Below are 24,148 nucleotides of genomic sequence, written 5' to 3'. Positions count from 1 at the left end.
GATCATGAGCCACCACATCAACATGTCCATCGGACCCGGCGCTCGGCAGATCGGACCTGCCCGCTCCTCCCGAGTCCGGGACTGAGCCGGGGTTCTTCGTCCGCCGAGCCTGCCCATGACCGGAAACCACATGGCGGGGGCTGTGTCAGTCCAGCGCCAGTGCCGATTCCGGCAAGGTCTGGCCACCGTCCACCACCAGGGTCTGGCCGGTGATGTAGCGCGCCTTTTCCGAAGCCAGGAACAGCATGGCCCAGGCCACGTCCTCCGGCTCTCCCAGGTAACCCATGGGGATGGATGCCTCCATCCGGCGCAGGTATTCCGGCCCCACGTCCTTCAAACCCTCGGTGCGGATATTCCCCGGCAGCACCGCATTGATGGTGACGTTATCACGGGCATATTCCAGGGCCGCCGAACGCATGAAGCCCAGCATCCCCGCCTTGCTGGCGCCGTAGTGCGCCCAGCCGGGGAAGCCCGTCATGGGTCCGGTGATGGAGGACGTGAGCAGGATGCGGCCGCTCTGCTGGCGTCGCATGGCCCAAGCGACGGATTTAACGCAGAAAAACACCCCCTTGAGGTTCACGGACATCACCCGATCCCATTCGGATTCACTCATGTTCTCGATGGTGGCCGAAGGGAAGATCCCCGCGTTGGCCACCAGGATGTCCACGCTGCCGAAATGGGACATGGCTTCACCGATCATGGCCTCCGCATCGGCGCGCTTGCTCACATCCGCCTGACAGGCCACGGCCTGACCGCCGTCTTCCTCGATCAGGGCCACCGTGGCCCGAGCAGCGGCCAAGTCCAGGTCCGAGACCAGGACACGAGCACCCTCGGCGGCGAAGACCCGCGCAATGGTGCGACCGATCCCCTTGCCTGCCCCGGTGACCACCGTACTGCGATCCTGAACCCTGTCGACCATGGACATACCTCCTGATTGACTGAAATCACGGAACCACTTCCCCCGCCGGGAGTGGGGAGGGCCAGAGATAAAGGGGAGTCCGGACGGCAGCGCCACCGGGACTCCCCTGCCCTTTATTGGAAAGGATGACGCATCAGGATGGTCTGATCCCGGTCAGGACCGGTGGAGATGATGTCCACCGGGATGCCGGCGATCGCCTGGATGCGCTCCAGATAGGCACGGGCGTTGGGGGGCAAGCGGTCGTATTCGGTGATCCCCAGGGTGGATTCCTGCCAGCCGGGCATCTCTTCGTACACCGGTTCGCACTCGGCATAGGATTCGGCGCCAGCCGGCGGTTCGGTGACCATCGTGTCGCCGCAACGGTAACCCACACAGATCTGCAGGGACTCCAGGCCGTCGAGCACATCCAGCTTGGTGATGCACAGTCCGCTGATGCTGTTGATGGAGACGGCCCGCTTCAGGGCCACGGCGTCGAACCAGCCGCAGCGACGGGGACGACCGGTGGTGGAACCGAACTCATGCCCTCGCCGGGCCAGGTGCTCACCCATGGTATCGAACAGTTCGGTGGGGAACGGACCAGCGCCCACACGGGTGGTGTAGGCCTTGGTGATCCCCAGCACGTAGTCCAGATCCAGCGGACCCACGCCGCTGCCGGTGCAGACGCCGCCGGCGGTGGTGTTGGAGGAGGTCACGAAGGGATAGGTGCCGTGATCCACATCCAGCAAGGTGCCCTGGGCGCCCTCGAACATCACCGACGCCCCCTCGTTGCGCAGGATACGCAGACGCTCCGGCACATCGATCACCAGAGGCTTGAGCTGCTCGCCCATGGCCAGGGACTCCTCCAGCACCTGCTGAAAGTCGATGGTGTCGGTGTGGAAATAATGCTTCAGCACGAAGTTGTGGTAGTTAAGCACTTCACCCAGCTTGGCGGCGAAGCGATCCCGGTGGAACAGGTCCCCCAAACGCAGACCGCGGCGGGCGACCTTGTCCTCGTAGGCCGGACCGATGCCGCGACCGGTGGTGCCGATGGCGGAGGCGCCGCGGGCCTTTTCCCGGGCCTGGTCCAGGCTGACGTGAAACGGCAGAATCAGCTGGCAGGATTCGGACAGGCGCAGACGCTCACGCACCGGCACGCCGTTTTCTTCCAGCATGGCCATTTCCTTGAGCAGAGCCTCGGGGGAGAGCACCACGCCGTTGCCGATCATGCACTCCACCCCTTCCCGCAAAATGCCGGAGGGGATCAGGTGCAGCACCGTCTTCTTGCCTTCGATCACCAGAGTATGACCGGCGTTGTGCCCCCCCTGGAACCGCACCACGGCGGCGGCCTTTTCGGTGAGCAGGTCCACGACCTTACCCTTGCCTTCATCGCCCCACTGACTGCCCAGGACTACCACGAATTTGCTCATGTTCAAGCGTCCACCACTGTCCACTGATTGTTTGTCTTGACCAGCACCCGGTCACAGCCCAGGGCCACTGCATCGTTATCCTGCCCATCCAAGCCCTGGATCACCCGCTCCCCCCGGCGACGCAGGTCGCCGATGGTGTCGACCAAGTCCAGGTCCGGGTCCGCCGGTGCCAGGATGCCTCCCGGCGCGGCACTTTCCGGGCACCGGGACAGGCGTACCAGGGTCTTAAGATCGGCGCTGAAACCGGTGGCGGGACGGGCACGCCCGAAGACGCGCCCGATGTCGTCATAGCGACCGCCGCGGGCCACCTCCTGGCCATTGCCGGGCAGATAGGCGGCAAAGACCAGGCCGGTGTGATAGTGATAACCCCGCAACTCTGCCAGATCCACATGCAAAGTCACACCCGGATGGGAGGCCCGCATCGCCCGCGCCAGGTGTTCCAGCGTGTCCAGGGCGATCATCACCGCATCGTCGGCACCGGCCAGCTCGGCACGGGCACAGTCCAGAGTGTCCCGGTCGCCGTTCAGATCCGCCAGGGCGCCCAGGCGCCGACGCTGATCCACGCCGATCGGGAGCTGATTCAGGCAGTCCCGGATCTCCGGCAGCGCCTTGCGCTGCAACAGATCGAACAGGCGGGTCTCCTGCTCCGGGTCCAGCCCCGCGTCGGCAGCCAGGCTACGGAAGATGCCCACATGCCCCAAGTCCACGCAAGGGGTGTCCACCTCACAGACCGCCAAGGTCTCCAGCATCAGGCGCAGGATCTCCACATCGCTGGCCAGACCGGCATGGCCGTACAGCTCGGCCCCCAACTGCAGCAGGCTGCGGGAACCGGCGAAGCCATCGGGACGAGTATGGAGCACGGTGCCCACATAGCACAGGCGGGTGACCCCCTCGCGCTTCAGACGATGGGCATCGATCCTGGCCACCTGGGGCGTCATGTCCGCACGCACACCCATGAGGCGACCGTTAAGCTGGTCGGTGAGCTTGAAGGTCTGCAGGTCCAGACCGTGGCCGGTGCCCGTGAGCAGGGACTCCAGATACTCCACGAAGGGTGGCATCACCAGCTCGTAGCCCCAGCCGTGATGGAGGTCAAGGATGCGGCGACGGCAGGTCTCCAGGCGCTCTGCCAGTGGCGGCAGGGCCTCCTCGATACCTTCCGGCAGAAGCCAGCGGTTGGAATCAGTCATGTCAACGGGTCGCTTGGATTGGCGTCGGGATGGTGAATGGCAAAAGGCCAAATGCGAGGCATTATAACCCGAGCCGGCCGGCATCACGAAAAATGCGGTTTCATGCCCGAACCCACCACAGGGCCAGGGCACCGATCAACAGGCTGAACAGACCGATCCCCCGCAACGCACTGTCGGGCAACTCGGCCACCTGCAACAGACCCCGGCGAAAGCCGGCGGGGTTGAGGAAGGGCAACAGGCCTTCGATGATCATGAGCAAGGCCAGTGCCGTCAGCAGATCGGACCACATAATGAGGGAAAGACCTCGCGATGATCAGCCCCGCCAGGGGGCCGGTAAGGATGTGACGCGGGTTGCCGGACGGCAAACGGCGGCCACGGGGGCCGCCGATGTCGATACTTCGTAAGAAACGGGATCAGTTCTCCCGAGTACTACGCATGCCCATGGGGTCCTGGAAGTAACGGAAGAACTCCGAATCCGGTTCCAGGACATAGAAGTTGTCCTTGCCCACCATGGTGTTGCGATAGGCCAGCAGGCTGCGATAGAAGGAGAAGAACTCCGCATCCTGCCCATAGGCCTGGGCATAGACCGCCGCGGAGGTGGCATCCCCTTCACCGCGGATCTGCTCCGCTTCCCGGTAGGCGTTGGCGATGATCACCGTGCGCTGACGGTCCGCATCCGCGCGGATGCGCTCCGACTGCTCCTGACCGCGGGCGCGGAAATCCTGGGCGATACGCTCACGCTCGGCGCGCATACGGCTGAACACCGACTCACTCACCTCGTCGGGCAGGTCCATGCGACGGATACGCACATCCACCAGGGATACCCCCAGTTCACTGGCGGTATCCAGGGCCTGCTGACGCACAGCCCCCATGATGGTGATACGGTCGCCGGACACCACCTGATCCAGGGTGTACTTGGCGAACTCGTTACGCATGCCGTCCCGCAGGATCTGGGCCATGCGGTCCTGAGCGTTGCGTTCGTCACCGCGGGTGGCGCGGAAGAATTGACCCACGTCGTCGATGCGCCACTTGGCATAGAAGTCGACGATGACGTTCTTGGCTTCGCTGGTGAGGAACCGATCCGGCGGGATGTCCAGGGTCATGATCCTGGCATCGAACTTGCGCACGTTGTTGACGATGGGAAACTTGAAATGCAGCCCCGGATCCAGATCCGTACGCTTGATTTCCCCCAGACTGAACACGATCACGCGTTCTCTCTCATCCACGGTGAAGGTGGACAGCCACACGACCAAGGCCGCAACGGCTAAACCAATCGCTGCGATCCTAAACATCAACGCACCTCCCGGGAACGGGGATCAGGCCGCTGCTGATTCAGGGGCTGCAGCGGCGCGGGACGGGTGGAGAGGGTGGACGGCGTGGAGCTGGCCGCGCGGGCATCCCGCAGGGCCTGGCCATCGCCACCCATGATCTTGTCCAGAGGCAGGAACAGGAGGTTGTTGCCGCCCTTCACGTCCACGAACACCTTGCTGGCGGATCCGAGCACCACCTCGGTGGTCTCGATGAAGAGACGCTCACGGGTCACTTCCGGCGCCCGCTGGTACTCGGTCAACAGCTGCGTGAAGCGGGATGCGTCACCTTCGGCCTGGGCCAGCACCTGATCCCGATAGGCCATGGCCTGTTCCATCAGGCGGGCCGCCTCGCCGCGGGCCCGGGGGAGCACGGTGTTGGCATAGGCCTCGGCCTCGTTACGGAAGCGCACTTCGTCCTCGCGGGCGCGGATGGCGTCGGCAAAGGCCTCCTGTACCGGCTCCGGCGGCTGGGCCTGCTGCATGCTCACGGCGGTCACGGCGATGCCGACGCCGTAGCTGTCCAGGGCCTCCTGGATGACGACGCGGGCGGAAGAAGCCACCTCACCACGACCGGCGCCCAGGATGAACTCCAGGGTGCTCTTGCCGATGCGCTCACGAATGGCGGATTCCATCACCTGACGGGCGGTGGAGTCCGGGTTGCGCACATTGAACAGGAAACGCTCCGGGTCCATCACGCGGTACTGGACGGCGATGTCCACATCGATGATGTTTTCATCACTGGTGAGCATCAGAGCCCGGTGCTGGATGGAACGGATGCTGTCGATGTCGACGATCTGAACCCGCTCGACGGGATAGGGCAGATGCCAGTTGGGACCCGGGGTGGCCACGGACTGGAAAGCGCCAAAGCGCAGCACCACGCCCCGCTCACCTTCACTGACGATGTAAAAGCCGGAGGCCAGCCAGATCACCAGCGCCAGGATGGCGGCCAAACTGATGCCGGCCGAGGCGTGCTTGCCCATGCCGCCACCGTTGCCGCCGTCACCACCACCACCGCCGAAGACGGCGCCCAGCTTGTTGGACAGTTTTTTCAGGACCTCATCCAGATCCGGTGGCCCCTGGTTGCCGCCGCCGCGGTTGCCACCGCCGCCGCCACCACCCCAGGGGTCTTTGCTGTTGTTTCCTGGTTCGTTCCAGGGCATGAGCTGACTCCGTTAATAAAACGCGATCAAGCGACTGATGATAACAGGAAAGGCCCGTATATCAGGCGTACAAACCGTCCATTCTAGTCATCCAGTAGTGTCGGTGTGAACCCGCCCCCCCGAAAAAGTTCCTCCAGGCGCCGCCGCGGCAGCCTGACCTTCAGGCGCAGCCCGCCGGTTTCGCTCACCTCTTCCGCCTCCACCGCCTCCAGGGCATAAAGGCCCGCCCGCTCCCGTCCGGCCTGGGGCGGCAGTTCCAACCACCCCTGGACGATGGACTCGGCGAAGTAATCCCCCAACCACTGCAGCAGCGCATCCACCCCCGCCCCGGTCTCGGCCGAGACCCAGGCCCGGGTGGGAACGCCGAGGGCACCCGGCTCAATGCGCGGCTCGGCGCCGGGAATGAGATCGATCTTGTTGAACACCAGCACCTGAGGAACATCCCTGGCGCCGATCTCCTCCAGTACCTCATCCACCTGCTGCAGGTAGATGTCCCGCTCGACAGCATGGGCATCCACCACGTGCACCAGCAGTGCCGCCTCCCGGGTTTCGGTGAGGGTGGCGCGAAAAGCCGCCACCAGGTCATGGGGCAGATGGCGCACGAAGCCCACCGTATCCGCGAGAATGATGCGCTGCTGCGAGGGCAGATTCACCCGCCGCAAGGTCGGATCCAGGGTGGCAAACAGCTGGTCGGCGGCATAGACCCCGGCCTGGGTCAGGCGATTGAACAGGGTGGACTTGCCGGCGTTGGTGTAGCCCACCAGGGAAACGGTGGGGATCTCCGCCCGCCTGCGCGACTGCCTGCCCTGCTCCCGCTGCTGCTCCACCTTTTCCAGCCGTTTCTGGATCTGTTTGATGCGAACGCCCAGAAGCCGGCGGTCCGTTTCCAACTGGGTCTCACCGGGACCGCGCAGGCCGATACCGCCCTTCTGACGCTCCAGGTGAGTCCAGCCCCGCACCAGCCGGGTGGACATGTGGCGCAGCTGGGCCAACTCCACCTGCAGCTTGCCCTCGTGGGAGCGGGCACGCTGGGCAAAGATGTCCAGGATCAGGCCGGAACGGTCAAGCACCCGGCACTGGAACAGTCTTTCCAGGTTACGTTCCTGGCTTGGCGACAGGCTGTGGTCAAAGATGACCAGTTCCGCGCCATGGGCCACTACCAGATCCCGGACCTCTTCCGCCTTGCCGCTGCCGATGAAATAGCGGGAGTCGGGCGCCTTGCGGGTGCCGGTGACCAAGGCCATCGGATCAGCACCGGCGGAGCGAGCCAGTTCCTTGAATTCGGTGCAGTCGTCATCACCGTCCTGCGCGGGGAGGTCCACATGGACCAAAATGGCGCGCTCGCCACTGCGGGGTCTTTCGAACAAGTGGGGTTAAAACCTCCGTACCGATAAGTCGAGCACCCATCCCTCTCCTCTTCGGAGAAGGATGGGCGGCGGAATCAGTGATGGTCGTCCTGGTCGCCCTCATCCCCCGTGGACAGCTTGACCGGACGGGACGGCACGATGGTGGAAATGGCGTGCTTGTAGACCATCTGACTCACGCTGTTCTTGAGCAATACCACGAATTGGTCAAAAGAATCGATCTGTCCCTGCAGCTTGATGCCGTTGACCAGGTAGATGGAGACCGGAATGCGTTCCTTGCGAAGGGTATTGAGAAAGGGTTCTTGTAGCGTCTGCCCTTTTGACATGGTCTGCTCCCGGGTAATAGTCATCATTATTGTGTGTCGGCAAGGGGGCATGATGAACCCCGCCCCTTGTCGGATGGCCTGAGTCTAGCATACCGCCTGAGTCAAAAATCCCACGCCGATCCCGTTCCGAAACAGGCATGGATCGGCTCGCGGAGGTCCTTCAGGGCGTCAGATGCGCCTTCACCCGACCCAGCACCCCGGCGGGGTCCGCACGCTCCGGATCAAACACCTCCACGTCAGGGTAGCTTCGCAGCCAGGTCATCTGCCGCTTCGCCAGCTGACGGGTGGCGGTGATCGCCTGGGTGACCATGGCGTCATGATCGATCCGGCCCTCCAGATACTCCCAGACCTGGCGGTAGCCCACGGCCCGCATGGAAGGCAGGTCCACACTCAGGTCACCCCGCTCCCGCAGGGCACTGACCTCGTCCACCAGCCCCTGCCTGAGCATTTGACGGAAGCGAAGGGCAATCCGTTCCCTCAACCGGATACGATCCGGCGGCATCAGGGCCAGGCGCAGTACCCGCCACGGTAGCTGCGAGCATCGAGGGCCGCCATGGAACGAGGACAAGGGGGCGCCGGTGATACGGTAGACCTCCAGGGCCCGCTGCAGTCGCTGGGGGTCGTTGGGATGGATACGGGCCGCCGATACCGGGTCAACCCGGCCCAGTTCGCGATGCACCGCCTCCCAGCCCTGACTCAGCGCCAGGGCGTCGATCCCGGACCGGATGGCGGGATCTGCCTCCGGCAGGGTATCCAGGCCGAAGTCCAGGGCCCGGAAATAGAGCATGGTCCCCCCCACCAGCAGGGGCACCCGCCCCCTTGCTGCGATGTCTGCCATCAGCGCCAGGGCATCATCCCGGAACCGGGCGGCGGAATAGGCCTGGGCCGGGTCCAGGATATCCACCAGATGATGGGGCACCCGCGCAAGTACATCGGCGCCCGGCTTGGCCGTGCCCACGTCCATGCCCCGGTAGATCAGCGCCGAGTCCACGCTGACGATCTCCAGGGGCAGTGACTCGCACAAACGGATGGCGAGATCGGTCTTGCCGGTGGCCGTCGGCCCCATGAGGAAGATCGCCGGTGGGAGTGATGAGGCAACCATCATGTCAGCGGCCTCGCAGGAACAGACGATCCAGCTGCTCCATGGACAGGCTGACCCAGGTGGGACGGCCGTGATTGCACTGGCCGCTGCGCTCGGTGGCCTCCATGTCCCGTAGGAGGGCGTTCATCTCCGGGATGCTCAGGCGCCGATTGGCGCGCACCGAACCGTGACAGGCCATGGTGGCCAGCAGTGCGTTGACCTGCTCCTCCACCCGACGGGACAGGCCGTGGGCCTTGAGATCGGCGATCACGTCCCGCACCAGGGTGGCCGTATCGCCCCCGGACAGCAGACTGGGCACCGCCCGCAACCGCAGCTGCTCGGGTCCGGCCCGGTCCACCTCAAAGCCCAGACGCCGAAAGTCCTCCTGATGGGCCTCGGCGGTGTCCGCCTCGGCCCGGTTCACGGCCAGGGTCTCGGGCACCAGCAGGGGCTGGGACTTGAGGCCTTCCGACCGGTAGGCCCGCTTGAGACGCTCGTAGGTTACCCGTTCATGCCCTGCATGCATGTCCACCAGCACCAACCCGTCCCGGGTTTGGGACAGGATATAGACCCCCTGCAACTGGGCCAGGGCGTATCCCAGGGGGTGATCTTCCGGATACGTTTCCGGGTCGGTGGATTGCCTCGCGTCCGGCTCCGGATGCAGGCGGGCATAGACAGCCATGGACTCGGCCACCGGCAGGTGCAGGCTGCCCTGGCGTACCGGGCCGCCCCCGAAGCCACCGGCGCTCACGCGGGAGGGTGACGGGCGCACGACGGAGGGAGGCGAGCCGGGTGCCGCGGACGAGATGGCATCGGGAGCCGGCATTGTGGCCGGCGCCCCCCCATCGCTCCTGGCAGGCTGCCCGGCACCCGGCACCGCCCCGGGACGCAATTCGGCCAGGGCCCGGTGCAGACCGCTGAACAGGAAATCGTGCACCATCCGCGACTCACGAAAGCGCACCTCGTGTTTGGCCGGATGGGCGTTCACATCCACCAGCACCGGGTCCAGGGTCAGGTAGAGCACGAAGGCCGGATGGCGCCCGTGATAGAGCACGTCCTGATAGGCCTGGCGCACCGCATGGCTCACCACCCGGTCCCTGACCATGCGCCCGTTGACATAGAAATACTGCAGATCCGCCTGGCTGCGGGAAAAGGTAGGCAACCCCATCCAGCCCTCCAACTTGAGGCCGGCGGCGGCCTGCTCGATGCAAACCGATTGCTCAATGAAGGCCTGACCGCAGACCTGGGCCACCCGGTGATCCCGTTCGGCCTGCCTGGAGGCCACCGGTAGCCGAAGCGTGGACTTGCCGTTATGACTCAGCTCCAGGCCCACATCGAAGCGGGACAGTCCGATCCGACGCACCACTTCTTCCAGGTGCCCGAATTCGGTGCGCTCGGTGCGCAAGAACTTGCGCCGAGCCGGAACATTGAAGAACAGATCCTTGACGTCGATGGTCGTGCCCACCGGATGGGGGGCCGGCTCGGGGGCGTCAAAGCGATCACCCCCGTCACCCTGCAAACGCCAGCCGCTGCCCTCCCCGGCCACCGCCGAGGTCAGGGTCAGGCGGGAGACCGAGGCGATGCTGGGCAGGGCCTCACCGCGAAATCCCAGGCTGGCCACCCGCTCCAGATCCTCCAGGCTGGCGATCTTGCTGGTCGCATGACGGGACAGCGCCAAGGCCAGCTCGTGCCGGGGAATGCCGCAGCCGTCGTCACGGATGCGGATGCGCCGCATCCCGCCCTGCTCCACATCGATCTGGACTCGCCCGGCACCGGCATCCAAGCTGTTCTCCAGCAGTTCCTTGACCACGGAGGACGGGCGCTCTACCACCTCACCGGCGGCGATCTGGTTGACAAGCTGGGGAGGGAGTTCCTGAATGGGCACGCGCGTCAGCTATCCCGCATGGGAATTTCCAGTACCTGGCCTACCCGGATGACATCGGAACTGAGGTTGTTGTGCGTGCGCAGCTGGGACACGGGCACCTGATAGCGGGTGGCAATACCGGAAAGGGTCTCGCCGCGCTGGATCACATGCCGCCCGCGCCGCTGCTCCGCCAGCAAGGTGCCCGGGGGGGCGTGACCGTCGAAAAAGGCCCGCAGCCCACCCAGCAGGGCCTCGGCCATGGACTGCTGGAAGGCAGACGTACGCAGCTTGCGCTCTTCGGCGGGGTTGGAAATGAAGGCCGCCTCCACCAGCACGGAGGGGACATCCGGAGAACGCAGCACGGCAAAACCGGCCCGCTCCACCCGGGGACTACGGACCTTCCCTACCCTATGCAGCTCACCGATCATGGTATCGGCCAGGGTCTTGCTGGCCTCCAGGGTGCCGTTCTGGGTCAGGTCCAGCAGCACCGAGGCCAGGACATCGTCCTTGTCGTTGATGGGCACGGCTCCCAGGCGCCGGTCCGCCTCGTTTTCCCGCTGGGCCAGCCAGCGCGCGGCCTCGCTGGTGGCGCCACGGTCGGAGAGCATGTAGACGGAGGAACCCTGCACCTGCGCATTGGGAGCGGCATCGGCATGGATGGAGATGAAGACATCGGCATGCTGCTGTCGCGCCCGGTTGATGCGTTCACGCAGAGGCAGGAAATAATCACCGGTGCGGATCATCACCGGTGTCATGCCCGGCTCCCGCTGCACCAGTGTCTCCAGACGGCGGGCAATGGCCAGCACCACGTCCTTCTCATAGGTGCCGGCGGGACCAATGGCCCCCGGATCCTTGCCCCCATGCCCGGCATCAATGGCCACGATTACGTCCCGGGAACGAATCACTTCCCGCGGGGCCTGGGTCGCGACCGGTTCGCTACCGCCCTCACCCTGCAGGTCGATCACCAAGCGATGGCCGGCCCCGTCGGCGGGCCGCAGCAGAAAGGTACGGGGATTGACGGGATGTCTGAGGTCGAGCACCACCCGCAGGTCCTGCTCATTGCGCGGGGCATGGCGCACACTGCGCAGAGGTCCCTGGGCATGATTGGCGGCGCGCAGGTCGACGGCGGCCCGGGCCTTGCGCAGATCCAGCACAACCCGGTCCGGGTTACTGAGGGTGAACACGGCATGGTCCACGGGACCACTGAGCTCGAATACCAGGCGCGTCACCTCGCCGTCCACGGAGGTGCGCAGTCCCCGCACTGCCGCCTGACCGGACGCCGACACGACGGCAGGCCACCACAGACCGACCGCCGTCGCGCCGGAGGCGAACAGCAGACTTCGCAGAAATTGCCGCCGCCTGGCTTGGTATCCGTCGTCGGTCACAGTTCCGACCCCCTGAAAACATTCAAACTCTCATTCCTATAGTGTGGCTGATAAGGTGCGAATTGCAAGCCCGAAAGAGCTGTAATATTAGCCAGATACGCAGCTGTCTTAGGGTGAATTCTCCAGTACTTGCCGGGTCCACTCGGTGCCGGTGGGCGTCCGGGGCGACAGCACCAGGCAGCGACCTGACCCGCTCGCCGTCAGGGACAGGCACAGATCGGGGGCCGGCAACCAACCCTGCCCTTGCTGCGGCCACTCCACCAGATTCAGTGCCTGCCCCCCCAGTTCCTCCCGAACCCCCAGGTACTCCAACTCCTCGGGATCTTCCAGCCGGTAGAGATCAAAATGCAGGATACGACGACCGGCGATGTCATAGGGCTCCACCAGGGTATAGGTGGGGCTCCTGACCGGACCCGCGTGCCCCAGCCCCCGCAGAAAACCCCGAACCAGGGTGGTCTTGCCCGCCCCCAGTTCTCCCTCCAGAAACACCACCCCCTCGCGGGGGCAGGCCGCCGCCAGGCGAGCCCCGAGGGCTTCGGTGGCGGCCTCGTCCGCCAGTTCCAGGATCATGGATTGATGACCTCGCGCAGATGACATAGAAGATCGGAAGCCAGCAGCCCCCGCTCACCGGATCGGGCCGCACGGTCGGCGGCCGCACCATGGACCCAGCACCCCAGGGCCGCCGACTCTCCCAGGGTCCCGCCGACGGGCAGCTGCTGGGCCAGCAATCCGGCAATGATACCGGTGAGCACATCCCCCATGCCGCCGCTTGCCATGCCGGGGTTGCCGGTATCACACAGACTCAAGCCGGACGCATCACGGATGAGGCTACCCGCTCCCTTGAGGACACAGACCCCGCCATAGCGCCCCGAAATGGCCGTGGCCGCACCGGGGCGATCGGCCTGGATCTCCGCCGTGGCGCGCCCCAGCAGGCGCCCCGCCTCCCCGGGGTGCGGGGTCAGGATCCAATGCTCCCGGTAATGCGGTGCGGCAGCCAGCAGGTTAAGGGCATCCGCATCCACCACCATGGGGCCGGTCCAGTCCTTGAGCCGCGCCCATACACGCCGCCCCCAGTCGTCGGTCCCCAGCCCCGGCCCCACGGCGACCACGCCGGCCCGGGCCAGCAGGACTTCCAGATCACCGGGGCGCTGGATGCCGTGGCACATCAGTTCCGGTCGCGCCTGAGGGATCAGACGGGCATGATCAGGGTGGGTGGCCAGAGTCACCAGTCCCGCACCCACCCGGGCTGCCGCCTCACCCGCCAGCCGCACGGCCCCTGGCATGCCCAGCCCCCCGCCGATCATCAGCACGTGACCGAAATGGCCCTTATGGGCATCCCGAGGCCGCCGGGGGAAGCCCCGAGGCCGTTCTGGAAGCACCCGTCGGGCCACCGGGGGCAGATCCTGATATACCGAATCCGGGACCCCCAGTCCATCCAAGAACAGGGCACCCCGGCAGGCAGGCCCGGCCCCGGTCATGAGCCCCAGCTTGAGGCCGATGAAGCTCAGGGTGAGATCGGCTGCCACGACACCCCCCATGACGGCGCCGGTATCCGCGTTCAGTCCCGAGGGGATGTCCAGAGCCAGCACAGGCTTGCCTGCCTGATTGATGCACCGGATCAGATGGGCCATGTCGCCTTCCACCGGCCGCACCAGCCCTGTCCCCAGCAAGCCGTCCACGATCACGTCCGCACCCTCCAGGGCCTCATCCGGCGTCGATAGAGGCTGACCGCAGGCCTGCCAGTCCTGCCAGGCCCGGGCGGCCTCGCCATGAAGCCGGACAGGATCGGTGGCCGCCACCACCCGGACCGACAGACCGGCCGCCAGGGCCAGGCGAGCCAGCACGTAGCCGTCCCCGCCGTTGTTGCCCGGCCCGCAACAGACAGCCAGGGTGCGGGCCTTGGGCCACTGCCGGCGCAGCCGGTCCAGGGCGGCGGCGCCGGCCCGACACATGAGGGTGTAACCGGGAATACCGTGACCCTCGATGGCTCGACGGTCCAGTTCTCTGACCTGGGCGGCGGTGTAAAGGCTTACGGGCAGATCGGCGGACATGGCAGGCTCGATACGGTGGCAAAGGGCTTTCCAACCGTAGTATAAGCCCTGGATGACCACCACTGATCTGCCCACCCTGGTGCAACGGATCAAGGCCTGGGCGCAGGAACTGGGCTTTGACCGGGCCGGCATCTGCGATACCGACCTCTCCATCCACGAGGCCCACCTGCTGCGCTGGCTGGACCAGGGGCGCCACGGCGAGATGGACTACATGGCCCGCCACGGCACCCGGCGCTCCCGCCCCGGGGAACTGGTACCGGGCACCCTGCGCATCATCTCCGTGCGGATGACCTACCGGCCGCCCCGGACCCGGGAGGCCTGGTCCGTGCTTGATGACCCCGAGGCGGCCTTCATCTCCCGCTATGCCCTGGGGCGGGACTATCACAAGGTGATGCGCAAGCGCCTGCAGACCCTGGCCGAGCGTATTGAATCGGTGATCGGCCCCTTTGGCTACCGGGCCTTCGTCGACAGCGCCCCCGTACTGGAAAAGGCCCTGGCCGAAAAGGCCGGGCTGGGCTGGATCGGCAAGCACACCAATCTGCTCAGCCGCCACCACGGTTCCTGGTACTTTCTCGGCGAACTCTATACCGACCTGCCCCTGCCCCTGGACGACCCTGAACGCAGTCACTGCGGTCGCTGCCGGGCCTGCCTGGACGTCTGTCCCACCGCGGCCATCGTCGCCCCCTATGAACTGGATGCCCGACGCTGTATTTCCTATCTCACCATCGAGCACCCCGGCAGCATCCCCGAACCCCTGCGTCCGCTGATGGGCAACCGGATCTACGGCTGCGATGACTGCCAGCTGGTCTGCCCCTGGAATCGCCGGGCCGGGGTGGCGGCGGAGCCGGACTTTCGTGCCCGGCACGGCCTGGATGATGTCAGCCTGGTGACCCTGTTCGAGTGGGATGAGCCGACCTTCCTGCGGCTCACCGAAGGGTCGGTGATCCGGCGCATCGGCCATGGGCGCTGGCTGCGCAATCTGGCGGTGGGGCTGGGCAATGCCCGGCCTTCACCGGCGGCCCGGGAAGCCCTGATCCGGCGACTGGAACACCCCGGCGCCTGTGTGCGGGAGCATGTGCGGTGGGCCCTGGCCCGGCATGATCAGGGATCTCTCTGACCCCCCCCTCGCCCCAACCCATCTCCCGCAAGGAGAGGGGGTTTTTGTCCGCCGGTTCACTGCCCCTCTCGCGGGGAAATCAAGAGAACACCGGTTACCGGGTCTCGGCCAAGAACCGCTCCACATCATCCACCATCTGCCGCGAACCGACATAGAACGGCACCCGCTGGTGCAGATCCTCCGGCAGGATCTCCAGGATGCGGCGAGCACCATCGCTGGCCTTGCCGCCGGCCTGCTCCGCGATCATGGCGATGGGGTTGCACTCGTACAGCAGGCGCAGCTTGCCCTGAGGGGCCTTCCGGGTGGAGGGATACAGGAACACCCCGCCCTTGAGGAGATTGCGGTGGACATCCGAGACCAGGGAACCGATATAGCGCGAGGTATAAGGACGATGGGTGTCCGGGTCCACCACCTGGCAATGCTTGATGAACTGCTTCACCCCCGCCGGGAAATGGGCATAGTTGCCTTCGTTGATGCTGTAGATGGTGCCGATCTCAGGGGTACGGATGTCCGGATGGGAAAGACAGAACTCACCGATGGTCGGGTCCAGGGTGAAGCCGTTCACGCCCTTGCCGGTGGTGTACACCAGCATGGTGGAGGAACCGTAGATCACGTAACCGGCCGCCACCTGTTCCGTCCCCGGCTGCAGGAAGTCCGACAGATCCGCCGACGTGCCCCGCTCGGTACGGCGATGGTAGATGGAAAAGATGGTGCCGACGGAGACATTCACGTCAATGTTGGATGAACCGTCCAGTGGGTCCATGCAGAACACGTATTTGCCGTCACGGGACAGACCGTCATCGAAAATGGTGATTTCCTGGTCTTCCTCGGAGGCGATGGCACAGCACTCGCCGGTGGAGCGCAGGGCAGCGATGAAGTGATCGTTGGCGAACAGGTCCAGCTTCTGCACATCCTCACCCTGGACGTTCACGTCCCCGGCCCGGCCCAGGATGTCCACCAACCCCGCCTTGTTGATCTTCTTGTTCACCACCTTGGCCGCCACGCCCACATGATGCAGCAGCCGAGACAACTCGCCCTTGGCATAGGGAAAGTCCGCCTGACGCTGAATGATGAACTCGTTGAGGGTGGTGATGTTGTAAGTGCCGGTTGCTCTTGTCATGATTTGTCCGTCAGCAATCTTGATCGGCGAGAGCATACCATGGGTCCCGTCCCATGACCCTCAAGGCCCCGGGCCGCCGCCTCTTGCCCACCGCCGTCCAGGCATACCGGTCAGCGGCATGACATGACAAGCGTCTATACTGCGGTACAGCAATCCGACCCGACACCCCGGTATCGGGTATGGCCGTCATACCCCAATGGAGCCCCCCATGAGTCAGTCCACGGAAGCCGGCACAGCGACCACAGCCAAGCCCGCCACGCCCTCCCTTTGGCGTCCCAGGCTGGGGCTGGTGCTTGGCCCCCTGGTTTTTCTCGGCATGCTGCTGGCGGGGCCGCCCGGGGATCTCGCTGCCAATACCTGGGCCGTGGCGGCCCTCACCGCACTGATGGCCATCTGGTGGGTAACCGAAGCCATTCCCATCCCGGCCACCGCCCTGCTGCCCATTGCCGTGCTGCCCCTGCTGGGGGCCGGCACCATCGCCGAGGCGGCGGCGCCCTATGCCAACCCCCTGATCTTCCTGTTCCTGGGGGGGTTCATGATCGCCCTGGCCATTCAGCGCTGGAACCTGCACCGACGCATCGCTCTGCTGATCCTGGGCCTGGCCGGACAGCGGCTGGATCACCTGGTGGCCGGGTTCATGGTCGCCACGGCGGGGCTGAGCATGTGGGTGAGCAATACCGCCACCGCCGCCCTGATGCTGCCCATCGGCATCTCGGTGCTGATCCTGCTGGAGGACCGGGGAATGGAAAAGGAGCAGATCCGCAACGTGGGGCTGGCCCTGCTGCTGGGGATCGCCTTCGGCGCCAACATCGGCGGCATGGCTACCCTCATCGGCACCCCGCCCAACGCCCTGCTCGCCGCCTACATGAACGACAACTATGACCACCAGATCGGCTTTGCCCAGTGGATGATGGTGGGCCTGCCGCTGGCCCTGACCCTGCTGGTGGCCTGCTGGTGGGTGCTGTGCCGCTGGGCCTTTCCGGTATCCCAAAGGCCGCTGGAAGGCATCGGTGAACTGCTCAGCCAGCAGCGGGAGCAGCTGGGGCCGATGACCCGGGCAGAGCGGCGGGTGCTGTTCGTCTTCGTCGCCGTGGCCCTGGCCTGGATCTTGCGCCCGCTGCTGGAATCCCTGTTCCCCGGGGTATCCATCACCGATCCCGGCATTGCCATCGTCGGCGCCCTGGCCCTGTTCCTGATACCGGCGGATTTTCGGCGGCACCAGTTCCTGCTGGACTGGGAATCCACCCGCCAGCTGCCCTGGGGGGTGTTGATCCTGGTGGGCGGCGGCCTGAGTCTGGGTTCGGCTATCGGCGGTAGCGGTCTGTCGGATCACATCGCCGCCTCCCTGGTACAACTGAGCAACTGGCCCACCTGGACCTTGGTGGGGATCGTGGCGCTGAGCGCCATGCTGCTCAGTCACGTCACCAGCAACACGGCCACGGCGGCCACGTTGCTGCCGCTGGCGGCCTCCCTGGCGGTCAGCCTGGGCCACGACCCCCTGCTGCTGGCCATCCCCGTGGCCCTGGCGGCCTCCTGTGCCTTCATGCTGCCGGTAGCCACCCCGCCCAATGCCATCGTCTTCAGCAGCGAGCGAATCACGGTGCCGGACATGGTTCGGGCGGGCTGGCGCATCAGCCTGATTGCGCTGATCCTGGTCATCGCTGCCGTATTCGGCCTGGCGATGCCGCTGCTGGCCGGGACGTGAACCGGGCTTACTCCCGCGCCAGCCGCTTGTAATAGTTGATCAGTCCGTTGGTGGAGGCGTCATGCCCCGCCACCGGGTCCGGGTCACGCAACTCCCGAAGCACGGTGCGGGCCAGCTGCTTGCCCAGTTCCACCCCCCACTGGTCGAAGGAGTTCACGTTCCAGATCACACCCTGGACAAAGATCTTGTGCTCGTAGAGGGCAATCAGTGAACCCAGGGTACGGGGTGTCAAGCGCTTGAACAGGATGGAATTGGTGGGCCGGTTGCCCTCGAACACCCGATGGGGCGCCAGGGCCTGCACCTGCGCCTCGGGCATCCCCGCGGCCCGCATTTCCTCGCGACACTCCTCCAGGCTCTTGCCCCGCATCAGGGCCTCCGTCTGAGCAAAGAAATTGGACAGCAGGATGGCGTGGTGATCCCCCAGGGGATGATGGCTCAGGCAGGGGGCCAGAAAATCACAGGAGATGAGCTGGGTCCCCTGGTGGATGAGTTGATAGAAAGCATGCTGGCCGTTGGTCCCCGGCTCGCCCCAGATGGCCGGCCCCGTGTGCCAACTCACCCGCCGCCCCTGCCGGTCCACCGACTTGCCGTTGCTCTCCATGTCGCCCTGCTGGAAGTAGGCGGGGAACCGGTGCAGATACTGGTCATAGGGCAGGATGGCATGGCTGCGGGCACCGAAGAAATTCACGTACCACACCCCCAGCAGGGCCAGGATGACGGGCATGTTCTCCTCCGGCGGCGCGGTACGAAAATGCTCGTCCATGGCGTGGGCGCCGTCCAGCAGGGCCTCGAAGTGCGCCATGCCCAGGGACAAGGCGATGGACAGACCGATGGCCGACCACAGGGAATAGCGCCCCCCCACCCAGTCCCAGAACTCGAACATGTTGGCCGGGTCGATGCCGAAGGCGGTCACCTGCTCCCGGTTGGTGGACACGGCCACGAAATGTCGGGCGATGGCCGCTTCACTCCCCCCCTGCTCCAGGAACCAGCGCCGGGCCGAATGGGCATTGGTCAGCGTCTCCTGGGTGGTGAAGGTCTTGGAGGCGATCACGAACAGCACCGTTTCCGGGTCCACTTGAGCCAAGGTCCGGGTCAGGTGGGTGGCATCCACGTTGGAGACGAAATGCATCTGCAAGCGCTCATGACCATAGGGTTTCAAGGCCTCGCAAACCATCAGCGGCCCCAGGTCGGAGCCACCGATGCCGATGTTCACCACATGCCGGATCGGCCGGCCGGTATGCCCCGTCCACTGCCCCGACCTCACCCGCGCCACGAAGTCGCCCATGTGCGACAGCACCTCGCGTACCCGGGGCATCACGTCCTCGCCATCCACGCACAGGGGGCGATCACTGCGGTTGCGCAGGGCTACATGCAATACCGCCCGGTCCTCGGTGGTGTTGATGCGCTCACCGGCAAACATGCGATCCCGCCACTGAGGCACCTGGGCGGTCCGGGCGAGATCCAGCAGCAGTTCCCGGGTTTCGAGCGTGATGCGGTTCTTGGAGTAGTCCAGCAGGATGTCTTCGAACTGCAGGCTGAAGCGCTGAAAACGCTGGGGATCCTGGGTGAACAGCTCCCGCATGTGAAGATCGCGGATGGCCTCATGGTGGGCCTCCAGGGCTTGCCAGGCGAGGGTTTTGGGTAGAGGTTGGCTCATGGGTCACTCCGTTGATGACGGTATTTCTGTTCGAGGATACAGGCCGGCCCGGGGACAACAAGCCCCGGATCAGCGGTTTGTGTTCACGAACGCGAGACCATTTATTTATTATGATGGTCCCACACACATCATAAACACGGAGCGCTTCATGGCCGTGACGTCATCAGGCGGCGCGGACATGACATCGGCCTATGCGAATTCTCTTCGCCACCAGCGAGGCACACCCCCTCATCAAGACCGGCGGACTGGCGGACGTCTGCGGCAGCCTGCCCCCGGCCCTGAAACGACTCCGGCACGATATCCGTCTGATCCTGCCCGCCTACCCGGCTGCCCGTGCGGCCGCCGGCAAGCTGGAAACGGTGGCCGAGTTCACCGTGGCCAGCAGCGATCAGCCCGTCAGGATACTCGAAGGATTGCTGCCCAAGACCCGGGTCAAGCTCTATCTGGTGGACTCTCCCCTCCATTTCGACCGCGCCGGAGACCCCTACCGGGCCGTCGATGGGCGCGACTGGCAGGACAACCACCTGCGCTTCGGCATCTTCGCCCGGGCCATCGTGAAACTGGCCCTGGATCAGGCCGGCCTGGGCTGGAAGCCCCAGGTCCTGCACTGCAACGACTGGCAGACCGGCCTGGCACCGGCCCTGCTGAGCCAGCATGAGGAACGACCGGCCACCCTGTTTACCATCCACAACCTGGCCTACCAGGGCCTGTTTCCCCGCCATGCCCATGAGGACCTGATCCTGCCGCCGGAATTCTGGGGCATGTACGGCCTGGAGTTTCACGGGCAGCTCGCCTTCATCAAGGGCGGACTGGTCTTTGCGGACCATCTCACCACGGTCAGCCCCACCTACGCTCGGGAGATCCGTACCGCCCAGTTCGGCCATGGCCTGGACGGCCTGCTCAATGCCCGCGCCCAGGATCTGACCGGCATCCTCAATGGTGCCGATTACCGGCACTGGGACCCGGCGGGGGATCACCATCTTGCCCGGCGCTACAACGTCGAACAACCGCAGGGCAAGGCCGAATGCAAGGCCGCCCTGCAGGCCCAGTTCGGCCTGGAAGTGAACCCGGACATACCGATCCTGGGCCATGTGGGACGCATGGTGGCGCAGAAGGGGGTAGACCTGATCCTGGCTGCTTGCGAGCCCCTGGTGGCCACCGGTCAGGCCCAACTGGTCATCCTGGGTAGCGGCGACCGCACCCTGGAGTCCCGGGCACGGGCCATGGCCACCCGCCACCCCGGGGCCATGGGCCTGCATGTGGGTTACAACGAGGCCCTGGCCCATCAGATCGAGGCCGGCGCCGATCTGTTCCTGATGCCCTCCCGGTTCGAGCCCTGTGGCCTGAACCAGCTCTACAGCCTGCGCTACGGTACCCTGCCGGTGGTCCGGCGCACCGGCGGGCTGGCGGACACGGTGATCGACGCCGACGCCCGGCATCTGGCCGAAGGCTCGGCCACCGGCCTGGTGTTCGACGCCCCCACCACCGAAGCCCTGGGCGAAGCCATCCACCGTGGCCTGGCCCTGTACCAGGACCGGGTCACCTGGACCGGACTCATGGCACACGGCATGCGTCAGGAGTTCAGCTGGGAACGCAGTGCCCAGGCCTATCAGGATCTCTACAAGCGACTGGTGAACCGATGATGCGCACCAAGGATACGTCCCGCCTCCTGGTCCCCAAGGACCGGGATCTGCGGGCCCGGGTCAAACTGTTCGGCAATCTGCTGGGCAACATCATCCGGCGCCTGGAAGGGGAAGCGGTGCTGCAGGCGGTGGAAACCCTGCGCAAGGGCTTCGTGGCGTTGCGCAAGAAGGACAACCCGGACAAACGGGAACGCCTGATGCGCTACATCGACGCCCTGGACCCGAAAAGCCTGGAGACCATCATCCGGGCCTTCAGCATCTATTTCAGCCTGGTCAATCTGGCCGAGGAGGAATATCTGCACCGGGAACGGCGCCGCCAGGTCACCGAGGGGGGGCCACTGTGGCTGGGTTCCTTCGACCAGACCATCCGGGCATTCCATGCCCGGGGCATCCCCCCCAAGACGCTGGAGACCCTGCTCGACCAACTGGGATACATGCCGGTATTCACGGCGCATCCCACCGAGGCCCGCCGGCGCACGGTAATGGAGGCCCTGCGGCGCATCTTCCTGGCGGCGGAACGCCTGGACATGCCTCGCCTGGGACGGGAAGAGCGGGAAGAACTGACCCGCCGACTGGAGGTGCAAATCCAGATCCTATGGCGCACCAACGAGGTCCGGGTGAAAAAGCCCCAGGTGCAGGACGAGATCAAGTACGGGTTGTTCTATTACGTGGAAAGCCTGTTCGCCGCCGTGCCGCAAACCTACCGATTGATGGAAAAGGCCATCCGGCGCAGCTACGGTAGCAACGAGGACGGCGACCCTCTCATCAGGGTACCCAGCTTCCTGCGCTTTGGTTCCTGGATCGGGGGGGACCGGGACGGCAACCCCTACGTCACTCCGGTCATCACCGAGATGGCCAGTCGCCTGGCCATGGAGCAGGTACTATCCGAGTACTTGCACCGGGTTCACACCCTGCGTTTCGTGCTGACCCATTCCCTGCTCATGTGTCGGCCCACCGAGGCCTTCCTGCAAAGCCTCAAGGATGACGAGAATATCTCCAGGGCGGTGTTCAAAGATCTGCCGGACAAGATGGAATCGGAACCCTATCGGCGCAAGCTCTACATCATCCGCTACCGGCTCCGCGAGACCCTCGATACGGTACGGCGCCGCCTCGACGGCGAGGCGGCGATCTTGCCCACCCATGCGGCCTATGGCACCAGCGAGGCCCTGCTGCAGGACCTTTACCTGATGCGCGACTCCCTGATCAGCCATGGCGACGGCAATGTGGCCCGGGGAGAACTGACCGACCTGATCCGCCTGGTGGAAACCTTCGGCTTTCACCTGCATCACCTGGATATCCGTCAGGAGTCCACCGTGCATACCGCAGCAGTGACGGAAATCCTGGCCCAGTGGGCGCCCGACATCGATCATGAGCAACAGGACGAGTCCAGCCGCCTGCAGCAACTGGCGGCACTGCTGGACCGGAAGGACCTGCCGACACTCTCCCACAAGACCCTCTCCGCGGCCACCCGGGAGACCCTGGAGGTGTTTCACGTCATGGCGCGCCTGCGCAGGGAGGTGGGTCCCGAGGGCATCGGCACCTATGTGATCTCCATGACCCACGCAGCCTCCCACGTCATGGAAGTGATGTTCCTGGCCCGGCTGGCCGGGCTGTGCGGCTGGACCGAGCAGGGCGACTCCTTCTGTCACATCCGGATCGCGCCCCTGTTTGAAACCATTGAGGACCTTCGGCATGTGGAGGCGGTGCTGCAACAACTGCTGGGCAACGCCACCTACCGGGAATTACTGCGGGTCTCCGGCAATCTCCAGGAGGTCATGCTGGGCTACTCGGACTCCTGCAAGGACGGCGGCATCCTCGCCTCTGCCTGGAATCTTTACCAGGCCCAGCATCAGATCATCGCCATCACCGCCGCCCATGAGGTGCAGTGCCAGCTCTTCCATGGCCGGGGCGGCACCATCGGGCGTGGCGGCGGCTCCACCCATGAGTCCATCCTGGCCCAACCGCCGGGCACGGTGCAGGGCCGGATCAAGTTCACCGAGCAAGGGGAGGTGCTCTCCTACAAGTACAGCAACACGGAAACGGCGGTCTACGAGCTGAGCATGGGCGCCACGGGCCTGATCAAGGCCAGTGCAGGACTGATCGGTCTGGGTAACGAGGACCAGACGGCCCATCTTGAGGTCATGGATACCCTGGCCCAGCAAGGGGAAAAGGCCTATCGCACCCTGACGGACCGCACCCGCGGGGTGCTGGACTATTTCTACGAAGCCACCCCCGTAGAAGAGATCGGCCAACTCAACATCGGCTCCCGCCCCTCCCACCGCCGCACGGCTGACCGCTCCAAAAGCTCCATCCGTGCCATCCCCTGGGTATTCGGCTGGGCCCAGTCACGCCATACCGTACCCGCCTGGTACGGGTTGGGCACCGCCCTGCGGCAGTGGCGAAACGATGACCCCCAGCGCCTGGAACAACTGCGGCAGATGTACCAGGAATGGCCCTTCTTCCGCGCACTGCTCTCCAACAGCCAGATGTCCCTGGCCAAGGCGGACATGGACATTGCGGGAGAATACGCGCGACTGTGTCACGACAGGGCCCTGGCGGAACGGGTATTCGGACTCATACGAGAAGAATACCTTCGCACCGTGGAGGAGGTGCTGATCGTGTCCGGCAAGGGCACCCTACTGGATGACAACCCGGTGCTGGCCCTGTCCCTGATGCGCAGAAATCCCTATCTGGACCCGCTCAATCACATCCAGATCACCTTGCTGCGGCGACACCGGGCCCTGCAGGGAACCGGGACCGGCGCAGCGGATGACCCGTGGCTCTCACCCCTGCTGCGCTCCATCAATGCCATTGCCGCGGGCATGCGCAACACCGGCTGACAAAAGGAAGAAT

The 24,148-nt window shown here is 65.2% G+C and carries 19 protein-coding genes; 4 read left to right on the top strand and 15 right to left on the bottom strand.

Translation table 11 applies throughout. From position 1 onward, the window contains the following. Positions 1–145: 145 nt before the first annotated feature. The 13 genes from fabG to LQ956_RS11680 all read right to left on the bottom strand — a co-directional run bounded on the left by fabG (position 146) and on the right by LQ956_RS11680 (position 14,053). Positions 146–919, bottom strand: a complete 774-nt coding sequence (fabG, locus tag LQ956_RS11740) for a 3-oxoacyl-ACP reductase FabG (RefSeq protein WP_238621554.1) — start codon at positions 917–919, stop codon at positions 146–148. A gap of 113 nt (positions 920–1,032) precedes the next feature. Continuing rightward, positions 1,033–2,325, bottom strand: coding sequence for an adenylosuccinate synthase (locus tag LQ956_RS11735; protein WP_238621555.1), 1,293 nt, complete (start codon positions 2,323–2,325; stop codon positions 1,033–1,035). 2 nt (positions 2,326–2,327) lie between these two features. Beyond that, the gene (locus LQ956_RS11730; protein WP_238621556.1) at positions 2,328–3,512 is read right to left on the bottom strand and encodes an ATP phosphoribosyltransferase regulatory subunit; all 1,185 of its coding nucleotides are present in this window, start codon (positions 3,510–3,512) and stop codon (positions 2,328–2,330) included. Between the two features lie 100 nt (positions 3,513–3,612). Beyond that, positions 3,613–3,801: a DUF2065 domain-containing protein gene (locus LQ956_RS11725; RefSeq protein ID WP_238621557.1), complete on the bottom strand. Its 189-nt coding sequence runs from the start codon at positions 3,799–3,801 to the stop codon at positions 3,613–3,615. 124 nt (positions 3,802–3,925) lie between these two features. Further along, entirely contained in the window at positions 3,926–4,804 is an 879-nt protein-coding gene (gene hflC, locus LQ956_RS11720; RefSeq protein ID WP_238621558.1) for a protease modulator HflC, read from the bottom strand. After that, entirely contained in the window at positions 4,804–5,982 is a 1,179-nt protein-coding gene (gene hflK / locus LQ956_RS11715; protein WP_238621559.1) for an FtsH protease activity modulator HflK, read from the bottom strand. Before hflK ends, hflC begins: the two co-directional genes overlap by 1 nt. A gap of 83 nt (positions 5,983–6,065) precedes the next feature. Further along, positions 6,066–7,349: a ribosome rescue GTPase HflX gene (gene hflX / locus LQ956_RS11710; RefSeq protein WP_238621560.1), complete on the bottom strand. Its 1,284-nt coding sequence runs from the start codon at positions 7,347–7,349 to the stop codon at positions 6,066–6,068. 74 nt (positions 7,350–7,423) lie between these two features. After that, on the bottom strand, positions 7,424–7,672 hold the full coding sequence (hfq, locus tag LQ956_RS11705; protein WP_238621561.1) for an RNA chaperone Hfq: 249 nt from the start codon (positions 7,670–7,672) through the stop codon (positions 7,424–7,426). Between the two features lie 160 nt (positions 7,673–7,832). After that, positions 7,833–8,777 (bottom strand): tRNA (adenosine(37)-N6)-dimethylallyltransferase MiaA, encoded by a 945-nt coding sequence (gene miaA / locus LQ956_RS11700; protein WP_238621562.1) that lies wholly within the window; start codon positions 8,775–8,777, stop codon positions 7,833–7,835. A gap of 1 nt (position 8,778) precedes the next feature. After that, positions 8,779–10,638, bottom strand: a complete 1,860-nt coding sequence (gene mutL, locus LQ956_RS11695; RefSeq protein ID WP_238621563.1) for a DNA mismatch repair endonuclease MutL — start codon at positions 10,636–10,638, stop codon at positions 8,779–8,781. A 5-nt stretch (positions 10,639–10,643) separates the two neighbouring features. Continuing rightward, the gene (locus LQ956_RS11690) at positions 10,644–12,002 is read right to left on the bottom strand and encodes an N-acetylmuramoyl-L-alanine amidase (RefSeq protein ID WP_238630053.1); all 1,359 of its coding nucleotides are present in this window, start codon (positions 12,000–12,002) and stop codon (positions 10,644–10,646) included. 108 nt (positions 12,003–12,110) lie between these two features. Beyond that, positions 12,111–12,572, bottom strand: a complete 462-nt coding sequence (gene tsaE / locus LQ956_RS11685; protein ID WP_238621565.1) for a tRNA (adenosine(37)-N6)-threonylcarbamoyltransferase complex ATPase subunit type 1 TsaE — start codon at positions 12,570–12,572, stop codon at positions 12,111–12,113. Beyond that, on the bottom strand, positions 12,569–14,053 hold the full coding sequence (locus tag LQ956_RS11680; RefSeq protein WP_238630052.1) for an NAD(P)H-hydrate dehydratase: 1,485 nt from the start codon (positions 14,051–14,053) through the stop codon (positions 12,569–12,571). The genes tsaE and LQ956_RS11680 overlap by 4 nt, the downstream gene beginning before the upstream one ends. A gap of 52 nt (positions 14,054–14,105) precedes the next feature. Here LQ956_RS11680 and queG point away from each other — a divergent pair, with 52 nt between their 5' ends. Continuing rightward, on the top strand, positions 14,106–15,170 hold the full coding sequence (queG, locus tag LQ956_RS11675; RefSeq protein ID WP_238621567.1) for a tRNA epoxyqueuosine(34) reductase QueG: 1,065 nt from the start codon (positions 14,106–14,108) through the stop codon (positions 15,168–15,170). Positions 15,171–15,264: 94 nt separating this feature from the next. Here queG and fbp read toward each other — a convergent pair whose 3' ends face one another. Continuing rightward, positions 15,265–16,290, bottom strand: a complete 1,026-nt coding sequence (fbp, locus tag LQ956_RS11670) for a class 1 fructose-bisphosphatase (RefSeq protein WP_238621568.1) — start codon at positions 16,288–16,290, stop codon at positions 15,265–15,267. Positions 16,291–16,498: 208 nt separating this feature from the next. Here fbp and LQ956_RS11665 point away from each other — a divergent pair, with 208 nt between their 5' ends. Next, positions 16,499–17,995: an SLC13 family permease gene (locus LQ956_RS11665; RefSeq protein WP_238621569.1), complete on the top strand. Its 1,497-nt coding sequence runs from the start codon at positions 16,499–16,501 to the stop codon at positions 17,993–17,995. A gap of 7 nt (positions 17,996–18,002) precedes the next feature. On the opposite strand, the gene pgi is transcribed toward LQ956_RS11665, so the two are convergent. Beyond that, on the bottom strand, positions 18,003–19,652 hold the full coding sequence (gene pgi / locus LQ956_RS11660; protein WP_238621570.1) for a glucose-6-phosphate isomerase: 1,650 nt from the start codon (positions 19,650–19,652) through the stop codon (positions 18,003–18,005). A 191-nt stretch (positions 19,653–19,843) separates the two neighbouring features. Between pgi and glgA the strand changes: the two genes are divergently transcribed. Both glgA and ppc read left to right on the top strand, forming a co-directional pair. Continuing rightward, positions 19,844–21,295: a glycogen synthase GlgA gene (gene glgA, locus LQ956_RS11655; RefSeq protein WP_238630051.1), complete on the top strand. Its 1,452-nt coding sequence runs from the start codon at positions 19,844–19,846 to the stop codon at positions 21,293–21,295. Continuing rightward, entirely contained in the window at positions 21,295–24,135 is a 2,841-nt protein-coding gene (gene ppc, locus LQ956_RS11650) for a phosphoenolpyruvate carboxylase (RefSeq protein WP_238630071.1), read from the top strand. The genes glgA and ppc overlap by 1 nt, the downstream gene beginning before the upstream one ends. The last annotated feature ends 13 nt before the right edge of the window (positions 24,136–24,148 follow it).

The organism is Ectothiorhodospira lacustris (assembly GCF_022227845.1).
In the GTDB taxonomy this organism is placed as follows: Bacteria; Pseudomonadota; Gammaproteobacteria; order Ectothiorhodospirales; family Ectothiorhodospiraceae; genus Ectothiorhodospira; species Ectothiorhodospira lacustris.
Note: the sequence above shows the minus strand (reverse complement) of the source record. Positions and strands in the feature narration are given on the sequence as shown.